Annotated in this window: 18 protein-coding genes; 8 read left to right on the forward strand and 10 right to left on the reverse strand. The window is 42.5% G+C overall.

The window, feature by feature from the left end:
* Window positions 1-132: 132 nt before the first annotated feature.
* The 4 genes from K2W90_02950 to K2W90_02965 are packed head-to-tail and all read left to right on the forward strand — an operon-like array spanning window position 133 to window position 6,326.
* The gene (locus K2W90_02950; protein MBY0353301.1) at window positions 133-1,362 is read left to right on the forward strand and encodes a hypothetical protein; all 1,230 of its coding nucleotides are present in this window, start codon (window positions 133-135) and stop codon (window positions 1,360-1,362) included.
* Window positions 1,363-1,370: 8 nt separating this feature from the next.
* The gene (locus K2W90_02955) at window positions 1,371-2,351 is read left to right on the forward strand and encodes a hypothetical protein (protein ID MBY0353302.1); all 981 of its coding nucleotides are present in this window, start codon (window positions 1,371-1,373) and stop codon (window positions 2,349-2,351) included.
* A complete protein-coding gene (locus K2W90_02960) occupies window positions 2,338-3,264 on the forward strand; it encodes a hypothetical protein (protein ID MBY0353303.1) in 927 nt (308 codons plus the stop codon). The genes K2W90_02955 and K2W90_02960 overlap by 14 nt, the downstream gene beginning before the upstream one ends.
* Complete coding sequence (locus K2W90_02965; GenBank protein ID MBY0353304.1) at window positions 3,264-6,326, forward strand: hypothetical protein; 3,063 nt, start codon at window positions 3,264-3,266, stop codon at window positions 6,324-6,326. Before K2W90_02960 ends, K2W90_02965 begins: the two co-directional genes overlap by 1 nt.
* 80 nt (window positions 6,327-6,406) lie before the next feature.
* Here the strand turns inward: K2W90_02965 and K2W90_02970 are convergent, their stop codons facing one another.
* The 9 genes from K2W90_02970 to rapZ all read right to left on the reverse strand — a co-directional run bounded on the left by K2W90_02970 (window position 6,407) and on the right by rapZ (window position 16,910).
* Window positions 6,407-7,102, reverse strand: a complete 696-nt coding sequence (locus K2W90_02970) for a hypothetical protein (protein MBY0353305.1) — start codon at window positions 7,100-7,102, stop codon at window positions 6,407-6,409.
* 11 nt (window positions 7,103-7,113) lie between these two features.
* A complete protein-coding gene (locus tag K2W90_02975; GenBank protein ID MBY0353306.1) occupies window positions 7,114-7,599 on the reverse strand; it encodes a hypothetical protein in 486 nt (161 codons plus the stop codon).
* A gap of 204 nt (window positions 7,600-7,803) precedes the next feature.
* A complete protein-coding gene (locus K2W90_02980; GenBank protein MBY0353307.1) occupies window positions 7,804-10,371 on the reverse strand; it encodes a hypothetical protein in 2,568 nt (855 codons plus the stop codon).
* Between the two features lie 42 nt (window positions 10,372-10,413).
* On the reverse strand, window positions 10,414-11,586 hold the full coding sequence (locus K2W90_02985; protein MBY0353308.1) for a hypothetical protein: 1,173 nt from the start codon (window positions 11,584-11,586) through the stop codon (window positions 10,414-10,416).
* Between the two features lie 24 nt (window positions 11,587-11,610).
* Window positions 11,611-12,216: a hypothetical protein gene (locus K2W90_02990; protein ID MBY0353309.1), complete on the reverse strand. Its 606-nt coding sequence runs from the start codon at window positions 12,214-12,216 to the stop codon at window positions 11,611-11,613.
* A 27-nt stretch (window positions 12,217-12,243) separates the two neighbouring features.
* Window positions 12,244-14,025: a single-stranded-DNA-specific exonuclease RecJ gene (recJ, locus tag K2W90_02995; protein ID MBY0353310.1), complete on the reverse strand. Its 1,782-nt coding sequence runs from the start codon at window positions 14,023-14,025 to the stop codon at window positions 12,244-12,246.
* 113 nt (window positions 14,026-14,138) lie between these two features.
* Window positions 14,139-15,653, reverse strand: coding sequence for a lysine--tRNA ligase (gene lysS, locus K2W90_03000; protein MBY0353311.1), 1,515 nt, complete (start codon window positions 15,651-15,653; stop codon window positions 14,139-14,141).
* An 88-nt stretch (window positions 15,654-15,741) separates the two neighbouring features.
* Complete coding sequence (locus K2W90_03005) at window positions 15,742-16,020, reverse strand: septum formation initiator family protein (GenBank protein ID MBY0353312.1); 279 nt, start codon at window positions 16,018-16,020, stop codon at window positions 15,742-15,744.
* A 2-nt stretch (window positions 16,021-16,022) separates the two neighbouring features.
* Window positions 16,023-16,910: an RNase adapter RapZ gene (rapZ, locus tag K2W90_03010; protein ID MBY0353313.1), complete on the reverse strand. Its 888-nt coding sequence runs from the start codon at window positions 16,908-16,910 to the stop codon at window positions 16,023-16,025.
* A 109-nt stretch (window positions 16,911-17,019) separates the two neighbouring features.
* Between rapZ and K2W90_03015 the strand changes: the two genes are divergently transcribed.
* Both K2W90_03015 and K2W90_03020 read left to right on the forward strand, forming a co-directional pair.
* Window positions 17,020-18,849, forward strand: a complete 1,830-nt coding sequence (locus tag K2W90_03015) for a PDZ domain-containing protein (protein MBY0353314.1) — start codon at window positions 17,020-17,022, stop codon at window positions 18,847-18,849.
* Window positions 18,849-19,811: a hypothetical protein gene (locus tag K2W90_03020; GenBank protein ID MBY0353315.1), complete on the forward strand. Its 963-nt coding sequence runs from the start codon at window positions 18,849-18,851 to the stop codon at window positions 19,809-19,811. Before K2W90_03015 ends, K2W90_03020 begins: the two co-directional genes overlap by 1 nt.
* A gap of 45 nt (window positions 19,812-19,856) precedes the next feature.
* Here the strand turns inward: K2W90_03020 and K2W90_03025 are convergent, their stop codons facing one another.
* On the reverse strand, window positions 19,857-20,591 hold the full coding sequence (locus K2W90_03025) for a 4a-hydroxytetrahydrobiopterin dehydratase (GenBank protein MBY0353316.1): 735 nt from the start codon (window positions 20,589-20,591) through the stop codon (window positions 19,857-19,859).
* 186 nt (window positions 20,592-20,777) lie between these two features.
* On the opposite strand from K2W90_03025, the gene K2W90_03030 reads away from it, so the two are divergent.
* Together K2W90_03030 and K2W90_03035 are read left to right on the forward strand one after the other, a co-directional pair.
* The gene (locus K2W90_03030) at window positions 20,778-22,208 is read left to right on the forward strand and encodes a hypothetical protein (GenBank protein MBY0353317.1); all 1,431 of its coding nucleotides are present in this window, start codon (window positions 20,778-20,780) and stop codon (window positions 22,206-22,208) included.
* 12 nt (window positions 22,209-22,220) lie between these two features.
* Window positions 22,221-23,585 (forward strand): hypothetical protein, encoded by a 1,365-nt coding sequence (locus K2W90_03035; protein ID MBY0353318.1) that lies wholly within the window; start codon window positions 22,221-22,223, stop codon window positions 23,583-23,585.
* Window positions 23,586-23,620 lie beyond the last annotated feature (35 nt).

Consider the following 23,620-nt stretch of genomic DNA (forward strand, 5'->3'; position numbering starts at 1 on the left):
ATGATTTTTGTATCTTTTTTGTGCACAATTGCACGTTGTTGCATTTATCTGCTTGCTTGTTATAATGCATGTCACAAAAGCATTATTTGATATTTTGCAGATAAAAAAATTAGTCAATGAAGGGTGTTGTGTATGAGCAGACGTTGGTCGATTGTTTATCTTATTTTTCCAGTTTTTGTTTGTTTATTTTATAGTGAAAGACTTGTTGGTGCTGGATCGGCACCGGCGCCAGATCGAACTGACCGAGATTATTATCCAGAAATGATGTTGCGTGGCGGTTATGGGGCGTATATGGACAAATCAACAGGAGCTGTTTTGGGTAAAGTAAAACAAGACGAAGTCCTTGAGAGAAAAGTTCAAGAGAAAAGAGTCCGATTACAGGCTTTGCAGGCTGAAAAAGTGAATCCGTTGCCAACAACTGATATGGAAAAATTAGATAAAGATATAACACGCCATATTGACTTAATTAAGCGGTTGGAAGATCGTCGCGATCGTCTTTTCTTGTCGAGCACTGCGGGCACGTTGGTGGCGCGGGGTTTTGCTGGTAAAGATGAGTGGGAAATGCTCGATGATACTAAGATTGATAATATAAAAGATGGTTTAGTTCAAGGCTTAACGCTTCGTGCTTCAAAAGCGGTTGGCGATGTTTTGGGCAAGCGCATTGAAGGTTCGTGCGAAGTAGTGCTGGGCGGGGCGTGGGACAAGATGTTTGGCTGGCTTGTGGATGTGTGGGATGGATTTTGCTTATTGCTGTTTCACGAAGATAAAAAACCGTTTATTCCAGAAATGCTTGAAGGCTGGCACGACTTTATTAAAAGCACCTTTAATGACATTGAACGCATGGTTAAAGATGGTTTAAAAGACAGTTTGCGTGGTTATGATATGACGCGTCGCAAATTTGATCTTGATGCAACTGACGATACTGAAAATGGTGGATCTGCTAATGAGACGGCAGAAGGTGTGTGGGTTGAGTTGGTGTTTGGTTATGCCGAGCAGTTTGAGCGCATTGCCGACGAACTTGCACGACGCTGCGAATATTACGAAGATGATTCACTTGAGGCTTTTTATGCACGGCAAATTATCAAGCGCCTGGTTGACTTTAAAGATCTCTTGTTGGCCTCAAAGTCATTGAACGATCTTGATGCTCAGCTGCATTCAAATAAAGCAATTATTACCGCGACAAAAACAAACTTAGAAAACCTGTTTAAGCGCTTAGTGGTTAAAGTAACGCCACGAACCTATTCGCTAAAAAAGGGAAGCGATTCGTTGGGCGATTCAACCTTTGGTCGTGACAAAAGTAGTGATAATCCCTACCGTCGGGGTGCTATGAATGATGATATGTATCCGGCAGGTATGTGGTAAAAGTAGCTATGACATATTTTAGAATTTTTATGCTGAGCATGGTAACCGCGTTGTGCGTGGGCAATGCTCAGCCTGCAACAACGTTTGTTCCAGCTTTGAGCACGTGCATCGAGTTGCCGCGCATGCGTCTCAGTTCTATTAAACGCAAGCAGGAGCTTTTTGCCAAGCGTATTGAACGTACCAAAAAACGTGGCCGTGTGGCAAGCTTTGCTGGTGGTGCTGTTGTGGCAGCTAGCACGTTGTATCTTGGCTACGAATTGTGGTGTTATTTTGTACCAGAAAAAGAAGTAGCACATGACCAAGATGTAAAAAATCCTGCACAGTCTGCTGCTGAAAAGTCAGAATATGAGCGGTTGAAGCAAGAGCGTTTGCGTGAATGGGAAGAGCGGCGTAGCTTTCTTGGTCGCGTAAAACATTCGGTAAAAGATGGTGCTAGCTTTGCTTTTTATTCTTTTATTGTTGGCATGATTTGGCATATGTTTAACAATGCCCAAGAGTTTTCACTAGCAAATCTTAAGCAGTTTTTTCAAGAAGACGAAGTGTGGTTTTTTAAAGGTATTGATCGTGATATTGTGGCTAATATTGAGCGACTTGGTTTGTCGTTGTCGCGCTTTATGAATGATATGAACGCATGGTTTAAAGATCAAGCTGATGATCAAGAAACGTTTAAGCCTTATTTTTGTCACGATGTAACTACCGATTTTGCAGCATTAATTGATGAAATAGAAAACCTGCTAGCGTTGGTGTGTGTAAGCGCACAGGAGCGTTTGGAGCACGGGGATGATCTTGGTATTGTGCTCGATCAACAAAATAGTGCGTTGGTTGATTGTGTTGAAATATTTGCACAATTTATTGAGCAATTGTTAAACGATCCGGTTCAAGATTTTCAGGCACAGCGACGTCGCATGCATCTTGTGTTGCAGCAGTGCTCGGTGGGAATTATTGATAGTTTACGCGTTTATAGTCGGTTATTATATGCTGAGCAATAAAAAAGTATGCTTGCTCGTTGTGCTTGTTTTTTCTTGGTTGGCTGTTCGAGTTGATGCGCACGATGTTGCTGTGCATGCAACAACAGAAGCAGAAGGGCCAAAAATTATAGAACAACAAGCGTTCTTTAAAGAGCTGGGTAACTTGTTGCAAGACCAAGAGTTTAGCGCGTTGATGCAAGCAGAAAAGCGTGGCGTTCGTTTTGAAGAAGACGAAGATGGTCAGCTGCCGCCAAAGCGACCCGTTGGCTTTTGTGAAGGTTATATCGAAAAATATTATCCCAAAGTTTTTGTTATTCGCGATCGCTTTTTTTTGATGATGAAGCCTGAGCAAATTACGCAGGCACTGCGTGACATTGTTGATGTTTTTACTGAGCGGCCGTGGTTTTATTTTGTTGATGATCAGACGAAATTTAATTTGGTTTTGTATTGGGAGCACATTGTAGATCAATGCGCTTTTATTAATCAATTTTTGAAGCGCAGTCGTGTTGATATAGATTCTGGCGAAGTGTTTTTTCTTGAAGATGATTATGAGTTTTACAGTAGCACCTCGCCGTTTGCTCATCGCAACATGCGTCCACTGGCTGACAGTATTAAAAAAATTGATGAAACCGTGATGGCCGATTTTTATGCGCTTTGCTTTGATTATTTGATCAAGTTGTTTAACGAGGGCATTCTGCTTAAAGATTTAAGAACGGTTGAGCGTTATTACCGCGAGCTTGAATTTGTGATCGACAAGCTGCGTGCCAGCGTGTACGAAGTTGATTATCAAGAGGCCATGCGGACCGGCAAAGAGCTTATATGCTTGCTCAAAAAAAAGTTGGGGCGCGATGATTTACAATTTATTGAAGATTCGTATGGCGATGATGATGAAGCCAAGCGCATAGCGTACGAAGCGCACTTTTTGGGAGCATGATGAGTACAATACAGCGCTTTTTGGCTTGCAGCCTTTTTTTATGTGTTGGTGGGCTTTTAGCACCAACTACCCCTTCATTTGATCAGCAATTTTTAGAAAGCTTTATTAAAAATTATGAGTTCAGCCCCGAGGGGCGCTATGTGCACGAATACCACCCGTTTTTGCTCAGCTACACGTCTCAGAGCTTTGACCAGCTTGAAGCACGTTTGCGTGATGAAGGCTTTAATTTGGTGGGGCGTAATGTTATTTTGGGTTACGAAGAAAATGCGGTGCCCAATTATTATACCGACTATCGCCAAGCAAAAATTAGCGATGAAGCCAGCTTGAAAAATAAGGCGGGGTGGTCGCTGCGTTTGCATAATCGCTTTGGTTTTATGACCGGTTTTTTGTTCAAAGATTTGTATAAAATAACTGATGATTGGCAGTCGGTTTATACCCACATCAATGCAGAAAATATAGCAATCTTTGATGATCGTGCCGGTATTTTTCAGGAGCATGCGTTTGGTGATGCGCTGGGGTTAATTGAAAATGCACAAAAAAAAGTTATGGACTGCGTGTTGCGTCAAGACCCGCACGGTACGTTTGAATGGCTGATCAGGTTTTGGGAAAAACTGTATCAGTCTGCCTTCCGTGTGGGTAATAAGCAGGTTGCCGGTACGCAAGATATCTTCTTTTCTATTGAGGCCGCGCGCCACGTTATTCGTTCTGGGCTGCCGCTTTTCAAGTTTTTTATCGGGCCTGACCTGACGTATCCAATCGAAATTTTTACTAAACAAGAGAAAGAAGTAACGCGCAACGCGCAGGCGTTTGTAAAGTCGTTTGCCAAGACATTAAAGCCGGTTGATTATAAAAAGACTGCCTATGTTTTTTGCAGTTTTGTTGACGGTGTGGGTAAAAGTACCATGCTGGGTAATATTAAAAACTGGATGCGCTTTGGCGACCATGTTGACCAATTTGGCCATGTTGATAACTCGTCGTCGCAGTTGGCCGAAGTATTTCAGTTCAAAGATAATATTTACATTGCCGACCTGCCGGCACAAATGAGCCATTTTACCTACAAGCCAGATGGCTTGGTTTATGTTGATGCGCAGACCGAATATTCTGTTGATGATTTTAAAAAGCTGCAGGAATTTGTTAAAGAGCATGCACAATCGTTGGAAAAAGCCTACGAAGAAAAGTTTGCGTATGTTTACAACATGATAAAAAAGAATGGTTTTTTTGATAAGCGCATTTACGATCCCGCATTGCCAGATTTGTCGTTTATTCGTAATTTGTTTTTGCTCAAAAAAATTGATACTAACAATTGGATTCCTTTTGAACACAACGGTACGCACTATTTGTTTAATCGCGACAATCCGCTCGAGATTCGTTTTTTTACCACGCTTGCAACGGTAAAGTCTGAAGGACTAAAAAATATTGAATCTGAGCAGATGATGTTTTTTGAAGGTATTCGTTTTCCATTGCCGTACAATTACTTTCTTGATGATCTGGTCAACAAACTTAAAGAGGGTGGGGTAGAAAATGTAGTCTTTATAGACTTTATGAGTATGTACCCGCGTTCTTCGCGAGAAAACATTCGTATCAATTATCTCATTCAGCAAATGGCCTTGCTTGATAGTCATTTTGATGTGGCGCACAGTTTATATAAAGATTTTATTAGCGGCGGCGAGTTGCTACACTGCATGCTTAAAAAAGAGACGGCAGCACGTGTTCGCTTGGCGCTTAAGCTAGAATCACTCATTCGGCTGGTGCTGTGCAAAATGATTGTTGAGCGCAAAGAGGGCGATTTAAAAGGGATAGATTTGCAAACGCTGACACCGTTGTTGCATGAGCATGTGCTAGCTGCGGCAAGCAGCACAGGTAGCTACCTCAACCCACATTTGCACAACAAGATGGCGCACGAAGTGGCAAGTCTTGAACAGGTTTATGGTCTTTCAAAGTCGTATCTCAATGTTCAGAAATTTTCTTTCAACAGAGTTTGGAAATTTTCACAATTGCTCGAAGAATATTTTACGCACCATCTGCGCCACGACACGGTTAATCGCTTGTGGAAAAACCCTGGCCATGTGCTGCCAGACAAGCGTATGGTTGGTGTTGAGGGTGCGTTGAGTTTAAACTTGCCCACTAATCGCGATCGCATGGCGCGCTTGCTCTTCCAGTTTTCTGCGCAATGCAAAAGTGAGCATTTGCTGGCACCAATGGTGCGTTCACTGCGTGCTTCTTGGTACGCCTCGCTGTGTAACTTGATCTTTACCAAGGCCGACAGTCAGCGCGAGCTGATGCTGCCGCAAGAGGAATTTTTTGGTGTGCCGCTCTTTGTGCAGAGCTACGACGCGCAAACGTTTCACGTGGTGCAGCCGCTTTTTGAGCGTTGGCAACAAAAAACAGTGGACCAGGCTGTGCGCATGGCGGCCTTTTTGTTTAACGTTCCGGTGCGTTCTGAGTATGCCACGCTTGATGGTAAGCCGTATCGCATGAATTGGCTAAGTACCGCCACCAACAATGGTATTTTTGCTTTTACGTGTGACATTGCAAAAAGCAAGAGTCCCCATGGCTACGTACCAATTGTGACGCGCTTTGTACAAAAGTATCAAAACGATCACGATGCTGGCACGGTAATGCCAACCGTTAAATTGCAAGAATGCTTAAAAGAAAGTGCTTACTGGCAGATGGACCGTGAAAATTATGAACGACAAGCTAAGCGGCTTGGCGTGTTTCCTTTTGAAGTAGTAAAGACGGTGTTTGATGAAGAGGGTGCTTACCGGCAGCGTGATCATTGGCGCGGGCGAATGCGCAAAATTTATGCCGCAAGTCCAAAACAGAAGCGTGGGATTCAGCGTGCGCTGATTATGTTGGCAACACTTGAAATGGTCTTAAAAGATCCAGAAGCTGATGTGGTGGTGCGTGATAATAATCGTGAAGATTTTAGTGCTGCGTTGTGGCTGCTTGAAAAGGTTACCTTGCCCAAGCTGGGTATTTTCTTGAAAGAGGATTTGTTTAGCGACTACGACAAAATTGAGCCGTATCCGTCGTGGGAGTTTTGGGATGAGGTTGAGTTTTAGATTTTGTGCGCAGAAATGAAAGAAAGGACCGATGAGCGGCCCTTTCTTTCATTTCTGTATCAAATTGTTTGGTAATAAACTTACAATATCGCGCAATTGTCTTGTACCGCTCTGGCTGCTCTTTGCGTGCGAGCAGTTATGCGAGGAACTACTTTGTAAATCTCATAAAGTATCATACAAAAATTACCTATCACGAAAAGCATCTTTATGCCCTGGAATAGTGGGCTGCGGACAGCCACATAAGCTCCCTCACTAAAGTCCTGATCATCAGGTTCTAGTTGCTTAAATTCTGTGGCGGCAGGTTCTAAAAGATTTACCAAAAATGGTATGAGTACTTGCAGTACTAGTACTTCTCGAGTGGTCATTTCGCGATACGGCAATTGTGCATGCCAGGTATCAAAAATACGTCGTATGTTGTTTTCAAATTCTTCTTGCGTTTGGGTAGCAGCAGATTGTGTAATATGAGGTGCCTGGAGCAAATCAATCAATTTTTTTATGATTGTACTCAGGCCGACATGCTTAAGTTCTTCGTAATTTTGTGATGCTTCAAGTGTATCAATGCGTTGTCCAAGTCGTTCAATATTGTCAATATCTTGAATGTTGCTGTTGTAAAGTATGTTTCGAATGAGTTGAATTTTTTCTTCAACAGACATTATGCGATTAGTTTGAGCAATGCGGAGATCTTCTATCGGGCTTGTTGCCGCAGCGTAAACGTTATTGCTCACTAAACTTGTGACTAAGATTGTGCTCAAAAGAGCTGTACGTAAAAATTTCATAATAAACCTTTCTATCTTCGTGCGCGGTTGCATAGTTGGTAAATTACTAACAATGCAAAGGAAATCGGTAGTAAATAGGTTGCTAGCGGGGTAATGAATTGATAGCCTTCATATGCGTTTATAAAATCCATTTCAAGCTCGCTGCATGTTTGCGTAGTGTTTATTCCCAAAAGTAGTTGAGAAATTATTTCAGAAAAAACTCCAGCGGTTGGTACTGTTTGCAACTGTGGGTGTGAAAATATTGTATCGGTTTCTTGGCAGAGTTCAGAACCAAGCCTTGCTGTGCTGTTCATGGAGTTGGATAATACGATTTGAGCAAGTTTTAAGCTTGTAAAAAAAATAGCCATTTTGTAACGGTTTAACTGTGCATCAGATTCAGTATCAACGAGATGGTGCCTTGCGTCTGGTTCTGGGTTGTTTGCCGCAGCGTAAACGTTATTACTTGCTAAACTTGTGGCCAAGATTGTGCTCAAAAGAGCTGTGCGTAAAAATTTCATAGTAACCTCCATGAAATATAACCTCATTTTATTTCTAAATATCTATTACAATTAGTATATTTTTTATAAGTTGATTTGTCAAAAGACCCCCTAAAAACCAGCGTTTTAAGCAAAAAGTGGGTTTTTTTAAGTGTTATCGGCATAGTAAAAAGAGCCCCAACTGTTGGGGCTCTTTTTACGTGAGATCGTGAAATGATGTTGTTTTTATTGGGATGAGGCGGCTATTGATGGGCCTGATGATGCGGGCAATGTATCAATAGCGCTGGTAAGTTTTTGTGCTTCAGGGTCAGAAGGATAACCAATTAAAGCATTTCTTATGGCCGTTAATTGGTTAAGTTTGTAGAATTCTTTGATATACATTTCTACCAATGTTGCACACTTTCTTGCGAAGGGTTTTAGCCTGTCAGGTGCTGTAGCAATTCTTGTAACAATATCTTTTAATCGATCTTCATCCTGGCCGCTTGCAGGTATGACATTGAGGTAAATAAAATCGGCAATCAATTCGTAGTCCGCAGGAACAGAGAAGTCGGCGAGGTTGTATTTCTCTGCTTCGATAACTAATTTGCAAAAGTTTGTTATTGGAATGAGTCCCTCAGAGTTGATTTGTATGAGGTTGGTTCTGAGTGAATCTGCATCGTGCAAAATATTCTGAACAATAATTGTTGTGTGTTTCATTGCAGTTTCATAACAGTTATCGGCTCCGATAGTTTGAGTTTTTAGAGATTGTAATATGCCAGATGACGACGTTGAAGGGTCTTGTGCTTCTTCGTGACATTTTACAAACCACTTGAGCCAGCCAATAATATCGGTTTTTTTGCAACCAGTTGTTGCTTCTCCAGTTACATTAAAGCTGGCAATGTACGGTGCCCCCCCAGGTCTGAGAGCAGTGCTTTGCTGTGCATCAGGAATAAGTGTTTTTTCGATCCATCCGCGCAAGGCATTAATTGACGCCTTTGTGTTGCTTGCAAAAGATTTTGTTTGCGTAGTCTTAAATTCTTCTTGTTGAAATGTTGTTTGCAATGCTGCGAGTCGTTGTTTTTCAGCTGCATCTTCTTGTGCTTTTGCGATTGCTGCATCTTTTTGTGCTTGGCGTTTGCGTTCTTTGTTTGCTAGTTTCAGCGCCGCTGCCGCTTCTTGTTGTGCGGTTGCATCAGCCAATGCGGCTATTCTATCTTCTTCTTTTTTTCGGTTGAGTTCTTGTTCTTGTGCTTGGTGTTGACGTTCTAGTTCTTCTTGGTGTCGCTTTTGTGCATCGAGATGAATAATTAAAGCTTCTTGTTCAGCTATTTTTTGGCGAGCTTTTTTTTCTCCTGCTTCATAGCGATATGCTGCTTCAAGTAACTTTCTGGCAAGGATTGTTCTGAAAATGTCGCGCTTAATTTGCCAGCCATGATTACCATATTCTGGTTTGTCAAACTTACCTTCATTGGGCTCGCCTTCCACGTTGCTTGTGTCTTGAATATATGCGCGGCAAGCTGCTAGCAAGGCATCTGACCCGCTTTTGCTTCGTTGTATATGCTTGAGGATTTCATAAATAATGTACAGTTCTGTGCGGGCGGGTGTGTCGTTATATTGAGGCTCTTGATCGATGTAGTACATTGCTGCTTTTAGTGCCCACACTAAAAATTGTTCGTGATGTAACCATTCCAAAAATAGTGGATTTTCTGAACCTGCTTTGAGGAGCATGTAAGCGCACAAGAGGCTTCCTCGTTGCAATTTTAGTTGAGCAATAAGTAAGTTGTAGCCGTCTTCAAAAGATTTTGCCGGCTCGTTATTTGGTGGAATTGGTTTAGAAAATAGTACGATACAGAAATCGATGATTTGGCGTATTTTATTGGCATATTTTTGAGGGTTTCTGAGTAACGGCTGGCTGCTGGTTATAAGATCTAACAATTCATATCCAACCATTTCATTGGGCAAGAGCTGTTCAAGTACTATTTCTCCAAGGGGTGGTATTTGTAGTACTAGATTCGCCTGTTGAGCTGTGTGTGTTAGAATGTCAAAGACCGTTTCACTGTGTATATCTATTTGTTGATAGATATTAGAGGTTGTCAGACTATGTAGCAGAGCCATTCTTGCGTTACCCGCATCATATGGCGTAACGATACCAAGTCCAATTTTAGGTGTTCCTATTTCCTTAAACTCTGCATATTTGCCCAACACCGTGTTAATGTACTGAGGTACAAAAACTTTCAAGTTTGCAACGTCTGCTTCTGTTATTTCATTGCTCACAAAATTTTCAAAAGCTTCGTATGTTTCGTCAAATCTTTCTTGATGGTCCAGATCAGTTGCGACAATATCAGAATTTGGATCAAAATATGGATCGACCAAGTGTGCGTATTTATTGAACAAGGCAGGCGCTATAGTGCTTGTTGGGACGAGTATTGTTTCTGATTGTTGGTTTGTTTCTTCAACCGCATCATTCAACAGTTGTCGCAAGGTACCAATGTGATTTCTTGTCCATTCAATTTGCCCATTAAGATCTAAACCGCCAGGCATGGTTTGGGCAAGAGCTTCTGCCAAGTGTTCTGGGGCTGTTTGTGAAGTTCCAGACGTTGAGCTTGATGTGCCCGTGATTGGCAAAGAACCTGATGTTCCAGTGGTTGGAGTCCCCGCCAAACCACTCAGCTGACTGGTCAATTCAACCAGCTTTGCTTTGAGCACATTGAGCGTTGATTGTAAATCATCAAGCGCGGTTGCGCTTGCGTAGTTCGACATAAAAAAACATAAAAAAAGAATGATAGAGAATGAGTGAGAGCGATCTATTTTCATGACGGACTCCTCAAATTCAACAATAAAATACTGTGCGTGTGTTTAAGACTTTTTCTTAAGCGAAATCTCTTTTCTAAACGACCGTATAAAATTCCAGTGAGTACCGTCAAGTTGATACATATCGCGACGATTGTGTGCCAGCCCAAAGAGTGTTTCTTGGTCTGAAAGTGAAAGCTCTGCAAAGGTAAGATCTGTTGCAAAAGGCTGCCAGAGTGTTGTAGTTCCTTGGTCGTGTGCAAAAAATAGTTGACCGCGTTCGTTTAAGCAGTAGATCTGGCCGGCGTTGTTCATAGCGACAAAATCAACAATCGTTTCAATAGTTTCGTTGTTAATGGGTTGCCAAATTTTATCATTCCAATAATACAAGGTATTGTCTTGTCCCAGTGCCCAGCGGTGTCCAGCTTTTTGTGCCGCGAAGAACGTGAGTGGTGTAGTAATGCGCATTGGTCGGTTGAGTTGGCTTGCTATTGCGGTAATTTTTATATTTGGGCGTTGGAAGTAATGGTCAGTATCATCAGCGCCTTGTGCAATACTTGCAACAAAGTCGGTCAGTGATTGGTTAACGCCAGCCCCCCCTGGTGTGCCGTGTGCTTGAGCATTGATTTCAATAATCACATTGCGTACGCCGTCCCAATAAAACGGTTGAAAAAAAGCATGATCATTCCAGCCGATTTTTTCTGCGTACAAAATGGTCGAGTAGTGTGTTGGGAGATTTTGCTCAAAATTGGTAAGTTCAGATGCGTGCGTGTGGCCAATTTTTATGGTCAGGTTGGCAAGGCCCTTGTAGGCGCTGTCAAGGGCAAACGATGTTTGTCCAACATCAAAAGAAAGTTTGATGAAGGCAGATGTTTCAATGCCTGCCGCGCGCAATTCGTTGGCGCGTATAAGATATTGTTGGCGGCTGGTGCTGTAGGGCGTTGGTAGTTCGTTTGGTGTGTTTACCAGGCTGTCGCCGCCGATATAAAATGTTTCTTGCTTAAACGTTGCGCGTCGTGCACGGGTTGGTTCGCCAAAAACGTATTCTTCAAGCTCTGTTTGCAGGCAGTTTTCAAGATCATCTGTTTGTTGGTGTGCTAAATAATGAACGTGTTTGTGTGTGGGGTCTAGCTCAATAAAAACAGGTTTGGTGCCATCTGATTTAAACACTTCGGTATTAAGATATGTATGGTGTGTTATAAGCCCTATAATACACCATGATAATAATTGTTTGATCATACTCTTCTCTCCTTTTTTATGATCTTATCTGTTTCGGTTTTTACGATTGCCTTTCTTTGCAAATGAAAATTCGAATTTTTCACCATCTTCATTAGTGCTAACAAATGAACCTGGTCCTGTTACAAGAATGTTCGTTATTGTTCGAAAACCGCAGAGTTTCATGGTAATGATTGGATCTGGAGAAAAAAGAAAAGCCGATTCGTTTTGAGAAGGAAGTCGGCGCCAAACGTCAACAGAGCCATCTTCATATCCAGCAATCAATATTTTTTTATCTGCCGCAATGGCTGTAAGGGAGGTGTATTCTTTCGTAAAAATTGTTTGTTGCAGATCTCCCGTTAACGACCAAATTTTTATTGTGTGTTCACTGCCAGCAGTAAAAATTAAATCGTGAGCCATGCTCACTTCAAGAATATTATGGTGTTCTGTTTCAAATTCAACAGACTCTTCATCCTCATGAGCGTGTTTTTCTGGTGGGCATACGCAGTTGTATGTTTTGAAGACGATCATTCTTGAAGAGTCCCAAGCAAGACTTGGTAAAGGACCTTGGCATCTTAATGGTACATCTTTGAAGTGACACGTTGAAAGACAAAAAAACATAAAAAAAATTGTTAAGCGTGAAACAATTTTCATGATGATAAAACCTTTTTTTGATTAAAACTATGTAATGCTAATGTCTAAACCTTGCAGCTCAATGCTCGTTTTTCCTTGCCATTCATTAGTAACCACGTACGCGGCAACGCTAAACGGCTTGTCGCCAAGTTCGAGCAAAAGCGAATATAAATCGGGGCGGTTGAAAAAGATAATGGGCTTAATCATGCCTTCAGAAAAGATAGAGCATTTTAAATGTTTATCTTTGAGTAGGGTTGGTTCTTTGAGTAGTGTTGCTTGTTTGATTAAAAAAACTGGCTGTGGGTTGGCATTACCAAAAGGCTCGAGCATGCTCAAATCGTCCACAAGTTTTTTTGTTGCTTCGGGCAGCTCAAGCTGTGCGTCAATGACAATTTTTGGTTGCAAATCTTTTGGCGAAACCATGGCGGTAACGCGTTCTTCAAGGCGTGCTTTAAGTTCGGGCAGGTTGTCTTGTGCCAGCGCCAAGCCGGCAGCGCATGAGTGGCCGCCAAATGAGACTAAGAGATCTTTGCTGTCGTGCAGTGCATTGAAAACGTCGAATTCTGGAATAGAGCGGCACGAGCCCTTGAGTAAGCGGTTTTGTTTGTCGTGATGAAACAAAAAAGTGGGTTTGCCGTAATTGTGCATTAGCTTGCCGGCAACCAAACCTATAACACCTGCTGGCCATTTGTCATGTGCAGCAACAATAATATTTTCACGTGCAAGGTCGATTTGCTTTTGTACAATTGCGCCTTCAACATCGCTATAAATACGTTGTTCAACTTTTTTGCGCTCTTCATTCATGCTTTGCAAAATTTCGCCAATGCGCTGTACTTCTGCATAATCTGAGCTGATTAAAAATTTAACTGCTTCGCGGCAGTCGTCCAGCCGGCCCAGCGCGTTAATTTGTGGTGCAACCATAAAACCAATATCCAATGAGCCCAAAACATTTTTGGTGAGCTTGCTGTTGGTGGTCATCACATTCATGGCGGTACTACGCTGTTTGTTAACTTTGCTCAGGCCATAGCGTACCCAGTAACGATTTTCGCCCAGCATGGGTACTACGTCGGCAACCGTGCCCAACATTAAAAGCTCATAAACTTTGTCGGGCAGTGGGAGATTTTTTTGTTCATAAATTAAGCTGATAATTTTGAAAGCAACACCAACGCCAGCCAATGATTTGTACGGGTAGGGGCAGTCAACTTGGTTGGGGTTTACAATTGCTAGTGCTTCTGGCACGTGGTCGTGCGGGCGGTGATGGTCGGTAATAATCAAATCAATGCCAACCTCTTGTGCATCAAGTGCTGGTTGAATTGCCGTGATGCCGTTGTCTACCGTGATAATCAGGCTGTAGCCATTTTCTTTTGCGCGTTTTACAATCTTGCTTGAAAGGCCGTAGCCGTCGCGTTTGCGGTTGGGCAAGAAAAAGTTTATTTGTGCGCCAAGTGGCAACAGGCCAAGCAAAACAAGCGACGAAGACGTTACGCCGTCAACGTCGTAGTCACCAAAAATAAGAATTTTTTCTTTTCTTTCAATAGCTTCTAAAAGACGTTTAGTGGCAGCATGTGCGCCTTTTAAAAGTCCTGAGTGAGGGACATCGCGTTCGTACGAGCTAAAAAGAAATGAACGAATGGCATCGTCGTCGTGGTAGCCGCGTGAGTACAAAACATGCGCCACTGCGCTGCTGATGTTGTGTGTCATGCTGATCTGGCGGATAGCGTCGGCGTCAGATTTTTTCAGTTGCCACAAGTATTTGGTTCCTTGGATTGTTAAGACATCGCTTGCACGCTTTTTGGTGCGTGAGGGGGTTTTTGTGGCAACAGTCTCCATGAGTTCCTTCAAGCTAAATGCTTAACTATTTTCTTTTGTTTTATAGCAGTGTACTGGAATTTGGGAAAAATTGAAGAAAGGCCATCGGTGTTATCCGATGGCCTGATTGTTACTTATTCTTTGTGTGCTGCTTTTTTCATGGTTGGGAAAAGAATAACATCTTTAATTGAGTTGGTGTTGGTGAGCAACATAACCAGTCGGTCAATACCAATACCTACGCCAACTGTTGGTGGTAAGCCGTATTCAAGCGCTCTAATGAAATCGGCATCGTAATGATGTGCTTCATGGTCGCCATCGGTGCGTGCTTGTACTTGTGCTTTAAAACGTTCAGCTTGATCGAATGGATCGTTAAGCTCGGTAAAGCCGTTTGAAAGTTCCATGCTCATGACAAAAAGTTCAAAGCGAGCGGCAATGGTTGGGTCTTGTGGGTCACGCTTTGCCAGTGGCGAAACTTCAAGTGGGTAGCTGATGATAAACGTTGGTTGAACAATTTTTTCTTCAACACACTCTTCAAAGAGCCCAAAAATCTTCATGCCGTAGTTTGGCTTGCCTGGCAACTCAACACCCAACTTTTTAATAGTGTTGTCGATGTTTTCTTCAGTGATTTCGTCTGGCGTAAGCCCACCAATCTCGCAGAGCGAATCTTTGATAGTAAGCCGTCTGAACGGTGCGGTAAAGTCGAGCTGATGACCTTGATAATCAATAGTTAACGAATCAAAGTTTTGCAGTACTGCGTTTTGAATAAGCTTTTCAGTCAGCTCCATGCCGGTGTGATAATCGCCGTGTGCCATATAAAACTCAAGCATGGTAAATTCAGGATTGTGCTTGGTTGAAACGCCTTCGTTGCGGAAATTTCTGTTAATTTCGAACACGCGTTCAAAGCCGCCAATTACCAATTGTTTGAGATACAGCTCGGGTGCAATGCGCAAAAAGAGTTGCATGTCGTACGCGTTGTGGTGCGTGACAAATGGCCGCGCAGCAGCACCACCAGGGATTGGGTGCAGCATGGGCGTTTCGACTTCCATAAAATCATGTTCTTGCAAAAAGTGTCTGATTGACTGAACAATGCCAGAGCGCTTTCTAAATTTTTCGCGACTTTCTGGGTTGCTCATTAAATCAAGATAGCGTTGGCGGTAGCGGTGCTCAACGTCAACAAGGCCGTGGTATTTTTCTGGAAGGGGATGCAGGCACTTGCTCAATAGTTTGAACTTTTCAACACGCATGGTAATTTCACCAGTTTTGGTATTGAAGAGTGTGCCGTGAACCCAGACAATATCCCCAAGATCAATGTCTTTGGTAAAATGTTCAAATGACTGATCGCCAATGACATCTTTTTTTATGTACAGTTGAAGTTGCCCACTGCGGTCTTGCAGGCGTGCAAAAAAAGTTTTTCCATGATCGCGAATAATCATTAAGCGACCGGCAAGAGAAAACTCTTTTGTTTCGTCTTGATGTTGTTGGAAATGTAAATTTGCTTGCTGCGTTGTTGCGCTGACGGGCTCAAAACTTGGCCATGGCTCAACGTGAGCAGCGCGCATATGATTGACCTTTTCAACACGGAATTCATGCTCTTTTGGTTCGGCATGTTCATTGTGTGGTGGTGTGGTCAAATTTTTTTCGTCTTTCATGAGCACCCTGACATTTTTAAGGGGTTTGATTATAGCTATTGCCTTAAGTACCGACAATTATACCCTAATTTCCCAAGAATGTCAGATCCTATTTAATGAAGTAGACCATTTCGTTGGTATAGCTCATGAGCAGATCTTCGCGCGCCAATTTCTCTTGATAAAAGCTGTCTTCGCGCCAGGTAGTTAATTCTTGTTCAAGGGCGGCTATTTTTTGTTTCAGGTCGTCAACTTTTGTTTGTTCTTGAGCAATGGTTGCCTTGAGTCTCTTTTGCATTTGTAGGCCGTTGGGGTTGAAAACAAGATAATGCCCCATTCCTATGCCAAGCATAAGTAACAGGGCGCCTTGAATTAGATGTTTTTTTTGCATTTTTATTCCTTTCCAATATCGCGGTGCTCTGTCAGAAAGGTTACATTATTCCATTGTTCTTTTGCCAGTTGTTCTACAAATGCTACCGATCGATGCTTGCCCCCGGTGCATCCAATACCGATGGTGACAAAAAATCGTCCCTCTTCATGATACTTTTTTAAGTGGTAGCTCAAAAAGTCGCGCAGGCGGTCCCAGTAATCAGTAACGGCTGGTTGTTTGAACAAGTAGTTGGTAATTTCTGGTTGCTTGCCGGTAAAGTTTTTGAGCGAGAGAATGTGGTGAGGATTGGGCAAAAATCGTAAGTCGTACAACAAATTTATTTCTTGCGGTACGCCATATTTAAAACCAAACGAAATTAAATTGGCATAAACGTGCCGTTGCTTTTCGCCCGAAAATGACTGACGGATCCAGCGGCGTAGCTCTTGAATATTAAAGTCGTCAGTGTCTAAAAGAATGTCTGCTGTTTCGGCAATTGGTTCAAGAATCTTTTTTTCTTTTTTAATTGCTCGAGTTACGTCAATGCCGTGAGCAAGTGGGTGTTTGCGTCGTGTTTCTTGAAAGCGCTGGAGCAATGTTTGTTCGTTAGCGTTTAAAAAAAGAACTTTTACATTGTTGTTGGTAATTTTTTTCAGCTTTGCAATTTCGTGCGTAAAATCGTGTAAAAACTCTTCGCCGCGGGCGTCTATGCCCAGCGCAATGTTGTGGAAAGGGATTGGCTTTTTTTGTGTGAGTTGTAAAAAAGTAGTGAGTAACGGCAGCGGTAGGTTGTCTACGCAATAAAAATCAAGGTCTTCAAGGGCCTCCATAACACTGGTTTTCCCTGCGCCTGAAAGGCCGGTTACAATGAGAACGTTTTGTCTGAGCTCTACCGGTCTGGTTTGTGTATTCATAAGATTTATCGATATTATAAACGGGTTAGACTTCCGTAATATTTGGTCTAAGCTTACATCAGAATAGCGTAAGATTTTTAGTAAAATTTTGCAAAGGAGAGGAGAGAAGATGAAAAAAATACCTATTCTTATACTGTATTTCTTTTCAGTCGTATCGTTGCAGGCTGGTAATCCGAGTGCTTTAGTTGCCAAGAAGACAACTCAAAAAAAAGTTGTCCAGGAGCAAAAAAAAGTTTCTAAGCCGCCGCAAAAAGTTGTGACCGCTCAGCCAAAAAAGGTGCAGGCAGGACCAACCAAACAACCGGCATTGGCGGTGCAAGAGCACGATGATGATAAAAAGTCGTTAAAGCTTGCAAAGACTGAGAAAAAGAATCTTAAGAAAAAACCTAAAAAAGATCCCAAAGACAATGAGCGCGATATTTATAAATGGTTTCAAACCTACTCACAAGTGATTAGTTTGATTGAAGACAAGTCATTTCGGTTTGTTGATTTTGAAAAGTTTATTCAAGATTCACTAAAATCTGCGGTTGCACAAGTTGATGCGCACTCGGCATTTTTTGGTCCAAAGAGTTACAAAGATGCCAAAGAATCAACATCGGGAGAGTTTCCTGGTATTGGCGTGAGTGTGATAACCAAAGCGCCCGACGATGATGCGCTGGCAATTGTAGACGTGGTGCAAAGCGGCCCGGCGCACAAGGCTGGCTTGCAAGCTGGTGATAAAATTGTTGAAGTTGACGGTGAAAAACTCAAGGGGCTGTCGTCTGATGAGGTTATTGCCAAGCTTAAAGGCAAAGTTAAAACTAAAGTAAAAATAAAAATTATTCGCAAAAAAAAGCCACGCGAATATGTGATAACGCGCGACATTATCAAAGACCAAACATCGCTTTCGTACCGCTTTAAAGACCTTGATATTTATTATGTGTCGTTATCAATTTTTAATGAAGTTGCTGCAAAACAAGTTAAACTGTTGCTTGAAAAGGCAAACAAGGGTGGTTGCAAAGGCATAGTGCTCGACTTGCGCCGAAACCCTGGTGGTACGCTCGATTCTGCCATTGACATGGCCGGACTTTTCTTGCAAAAAAATTCGCCGGTTGTTTTAACAAAAGACAATAAAGGCACCATTATTACCGAATACAAAACGTTTACCGATCCCATTTTGCATAGCACGGTGCCAATCTTTATTTTGATCGACAACTTTGCTGCATCAGCTGCCGAAATTTTGGCCGGCTGTTTGCGTTATCACGCACAAAAAGATGAGAACAGTAAGCTCATGGTCTTTTTGGTGGGCATTCCAACGTTTGGTAAAGGTTCGGTTCAAGAGCTGATTCCAATAAAAAATGGTTGCGCGCTCAAGCTTACCACCATGTTGTATTACCTGCCCGACGAGCATTCTTTGCAGGCAATTGGTATTAAACCAGATTTTATTGTTAAACCAAAAATTGTGCCGGTCAAAGAAATGAAGTGGGTAAAAGAATTTTTTGGTAAAGAAAGTTCGCTTAAGCATCATATTACCGTTCAAGAAGTTAAAGATCTTGGCGGCAAAAAAGATGAAGCAGTAAAAGAAGATGAGCCGGCTGAAAAGAAAAAGAGCTTTTGGCGCCGTTTGTTTGGTTCTGCAGGCAAGCAAGAAGAAGAGCAGGCTCAAGCCGAACGTGAAGATGGCGATGGACTAGAAGAAGATGATGAAGATGACGATGGTGAGCATCATACGGACGAAGATGGCAAAAAGAAGGAGTATGATAAGAAGAGTTGGGAAGAAAAACAACAAAAAAATTTGGGCGGCGATATTCAAGTGCAGGCATGTGTGAATATGATCAACATGTTAACGCTTGCACGCGAAGCACGTCCAACGCAGGTTGATACGCGTAAAAAAGCGCTATCATTTTTGAAGAAACATTATTTAACAGACAATCCTGTTGATGTAGAAAAGGTAAAATAATGATGAAAAAATATATCAGTTTATTACTGTTGGTTATTTCTGTTGCTCGTCCAGTTTGTGCTGATGTTGCGCAAATAACCAAGGTTCAAGAGATCAGTGATAAGCAGTATTATTGTACCGCAGCTAACGCCGGTTTTTTTCTTTTTCTCTGTCATTTGATTGGCAGTATTCACAAAAGCAACTTTGACAAAACAGAAGAGATTGCGGTATTTGATCTTGGCTTGACTACAGAACAGCGTGATTTGCTCAACACAATTGAGAAAGTAAACGTTTATGATGTTGAAATGGTCAACCCCGATCTGTTGACGCGTTTTGAAACGAGCGATCAGGGTAAATCGGCTCCGGGCTGGTATGCATGGAAGCCGGTAGTAATTAAGCAAGCGCTGGACATGTTTGATTATGTTTTATACTTGGACGCAGGAGCTGTAGTGCTTAAACCGCTTGACGATGTGTTTCGTTACATTCAAGAACAAGGCTACTTTTTGTTGGCCGATCAGGAGTGGTGGATTGGTGACCGTAATATTCTGTTTACCATTCGTGCTCATTGCACCAAACATGTGATGGATTTGTTTAATCTTGAAGATCCTACACGTGAATATATTGCCGCTGATTCTAATCTTTATGCTGCCGTTCAGGGAATTAGTAAAGTGAGTAAAGCATATAACGAGTATTTGTTGCCAATTTATGAGCTGGCAAAAGATATTAAAAACTTTGAAGATGATGGCTCTGGGCCGCTTGGCTTTGGCTGGGCCCGTCACGACCAGACCTTGTTTAGTATCAAAGCGCGTGAGCTTGGCTTAACGCTTGTGCCGGTGCAACAAGATGTATTGCTGCCGGTTGGCAACAGGGCGGTTCTTTTTAAAGCGTGCGACTATCCGCCAGAAAATCCACACATTGTGTACGCATGCAAAGGGCAGGCAGAGTTTTTAGATTCGATTCGCTTTAAGCAAACAACTGCGTAGTAATATTTGTACGCAATAAAAAAGGGCTCCAACCGGAGCCCTTTTTTATTGTGCGATGAAATGATCAAAGATACGTTGGCACTCTTGTGCCTGAGCGAGCGTATCCGTTGAAATATAGTTATTGCTGCTGCGCAATGTTACTGAGCAGGTTCCGTAACTCAACAATACTTCAACAATCTGAGCATTAATAGTTTCCAGCTGCAAGCATTGTTCAAGTGCGTGAGCAATGTTTGTAAAATTTGGGGTATCATAAGAAAATTGCAAGGCTGAAGAATCTGGAGCTAAGCGCCAGAACTGATTCTCAGCTAAAAAAGTGGTCAATTCTTGGGCGGAGCAGCGTTGTTCAACGCTCTCTTTGCTTATTTTTTTGTCTAAAGAACTGGGTGTTAGTGCTATATTTTTTAGTTCTTTTTCAACTGCTGTAACAAAAGCTATGTCTTTTCCTGTCAGAGCGTTTTGTGAGTGCGTGTAGATAGAAATTGTTATGCTTTCTTGTGTAACGATAATATCTGGGTGGTGTTGTTGTGTTTCAGCAATGGTGGCAATGCAGTTGATAATGCGTGCTGCGTCAATAAAATTGCAGGGCTCAGAGCAGACAAATTGTTGGTTGCTCTCTGTTTTTTCTAGGTGCCATCGTGCGTTTTTTTTAATAAAATTACTTATGGTTTGGGGCGATAAAACCATCAATTTTTTGTTTTCGCATAAGGTGCATGTTGCCAGAGCCAGGGCGTTGTTAGCAATCATTAAAGCAGCTAAAAAATAAGCAACAATAATCTTCATGACGTATCCAATTTATTAAAAATTGACCTATAAAAATTCTTACAAGCTCACACCCGTTAGTCTAAAAAATAAGAAAAAAGAGGTCTAGAGTTTTGACAAACAAGTGTGTACGTTGGCTTGGTGGTAAAAAAGAGGCGTTGTGGTAGGCTGTTAAGCTATTAACAAATATTTTTTGAAGGGTTGTTCATGATGCTGGGAACTATCTTTGTTGCGTATCAATGTTTGCAAATGGTTATACTGCCCATTGTTGGGCTTTATTTAGTTCTACGCCGTTTTAAAGGTAAGCCGGTTTTTGGTAATGTTGCTCAGCGTTTTGGTTTGGTACCCCGGGTGTCGTCAAGCAAAAAGTCTTTGTGGCTGCATGCCGTTTCGGTTGGCGAAATTTTGGCGGTGCAGCAGCTGGTTGCTGATCTCAAACAAAAAAATCCTGACGCAGTGTGTTATGTGACCACCGGCACGGTTGCGGGTTATCAAATGGCATGCAAATTTTTGGGTGCCGATGTGGTCAGCTTTTTGCCGTTTGATTTTTTTCTTCCCATGGTTATGGCGTTTAAACGCATTCGGCCCAAGGCTCTTATGATTGTTGAGGCCGATTTGTGGCCCAACTTGATTATGGTCGCCCGCTGGTTCAAAATCCCATTGTACCTGCTTAATGCTCGTGTTAACCCGCGCTCAAAAAAACGTATGAAACTTTTTAAGTGGCTGTATGCGCAGCTGCTCAATGCCTTTGAGCATGTCTTTGCGCAGAGCCAAGACGATGTGCAGGCATTTGAAGAGCTTGGCGTGAGTGCAACAAAGCTTTCGGTGCTGGGCAACATTAAAGCATTTAACGTTGTTGCAAAGCGTGATCAGCTTCGCCCTATCCTTCGACAAGCTCAGGACGTACGGGCTACGCCTGAGCTTTGCCTAACACATCAAGATGGCCTTACAGCTTTTCGTCCTGAGCCCCCGTACGTCCTGAGCTTGTCGAAGGATAAGGGGGCTGCGGTGGTACGTAACCATCTGGTCCTGTTAGTTGGCTCGGTGCATGCCGGCGAGCTTGATCATTATCTGAAACTTTTTGTAACGCTCAAACCACTTTATCCGTCATTAAAACTTGTTTTGGCGCCGCGTCATTTTAATTGGCTTGCTCAGCTGCGGGCCAGCACGGCGGCAACCGGCTATGCATCGTTGGTCTGGGATGAGCACTGTGCACAACTTAACAACGCTGCAGATCCTGTTCGTGAGATTGCTGAAAACATTTTGCAGCAATACGATATTGTTTCGGTGTGTGTGTTGGGCAAGCTTTTTGGCTTGTATCAGCTGGCCGACATTTTCTTTTTAGGTGGTACGTTTGTCCCCGTTGGTGGTCACAATTTGCTTGAGCCAGCAGTGTGGGGTAAGCCGTGCATTGTGGGTCCATACCATGCTAATTGCCAAGACCATGCCGACCGGCTTGAGCAGCACCAAGCGCTGGTTAAAGTTGCAGACTACAATGAGCTTGAGCAGCAGGTTCGTTTATTGTTGGAGCACGCTGAACGGCGTGTGCAAGCTGGAGCTAATGCGGCCAATTGGCTTGGAAGCGAGGCCGTGATGGTTAAAAAAAATCTTGATCAGTTGTTTAAACAGTTAAACTAAAGGGGCTTTTGTATGAATATTATGATGTTGTTTATTGTGTATCAGTTTGTGCAAATGCTTCTCTTTCCGTTATTTATTCCCTACGTTGCGGTCAAAAATATTGTAGCGCGCAGTAGTATTCAGGAAGTGAAAGAGCAGATTGGTATAGTGCCAAAAGTGCAGGGCAACAAGCCGGTAATCTGGTTTCATGCTTTGCGGGCTGGTGAAGTACTTTCGATTGAGCGCTTAATTAATGAAGTTAAAGAAACAATGCCAGAAGTTGAATGTTATGTGACTGCAAGCACGCCAGAAGGCAAGCAGATGGCCGAAAAGACCTTGAAGGCTGATTATGTGAGTCTCTTGCCGTACGATGCGCTGGCCTCAATGTTGTTGGCCTTTGACCGCATTAAGCCAACAGCCATTGTGGTGCTGGAGCATGAGTTGTGGCCAAACATGATTATGCTGGCAAAAATGAAGGGCATGCCAATTTATTTGTTGAATGCTTATCTTTCGGGCAGCAATGCATTGTTGTGGTCCAGCTTAAAATTTGTTTATTCGTCGCTTTTGAATGCTTTTGATTATATTTTTGCCCAGCATGAGCAGGCTAAGGTCGACTTGATAGAAAAGTTTGATGTGGCACCAGAGCGCATTAGTTCGATGGGTGATGTGAAGTGTTACAATGTTCAGGCAAAGCGAATTGCCTGTGAAAAAGCCTTTACGCAGCCATACGGCCAGTACCGCAATCATAAGTTTTGTACGCTGTTGCTGGGTTCGATTTATGATGGTGAGCTCGATGGATATCTTGGATTGTACAAAACGTTAAAGCTTGAGCAGCCCGATTTAAAACTGATTATTGCACCGCGTCATTTTGCATGGAAAGAAAAGTTGGTACAAGAAGTTGAAAAGACTGGGTATCGGGCATTTATGTGGGACAATCAAACAACCGTGTTGAACCAAAGTTCTGATGCGCTCAAATATTTGGCCAACGAAATTTTGCCACAGCATGACATTGTGCTGGTGTGCACCATGGGCAAACTTTTCAGCTTGCATCCATTGGCTGATGTTTTTTGTTTGGGTGGCACCTTTGTGCCTGTTGGTGGTCATAATGTTCTGGAGCCTGCTGTGTGGGCAAATCCAATTATTGTTGGGCCGCACCATGAGACCTTTAAGCAGGCTATTGATCAGCTTGAGCAAGTCGGTGGGTTACGTAAAGTTACTGATGCGCAACTTCTTGAGTGTGTAAGAGACTTGGTGTTACACAAAGAAAAGCGTGAGCTCATGGGCAAAAAAGCTGAGCAGTGGCTTGAACAGCAGGCTGATTTAGTGACCAAGAGTGCCAGTTTGCTATTTAGATTTTTAAGAAATTCGTACGATCAGTTTGTGTTTGTAAACCCTTAATTGGGGTAAAAGTGAAGAAATTTGAAAAAAGAGTA

Source organism: Candidatus Babeliales bacterium, from assembly GCA_019749895.1.
Classification (GTDB): domain Bacteria; phylum Babelota; class Babeliae; order Babelales; family RVW-14; genus AaIE-18.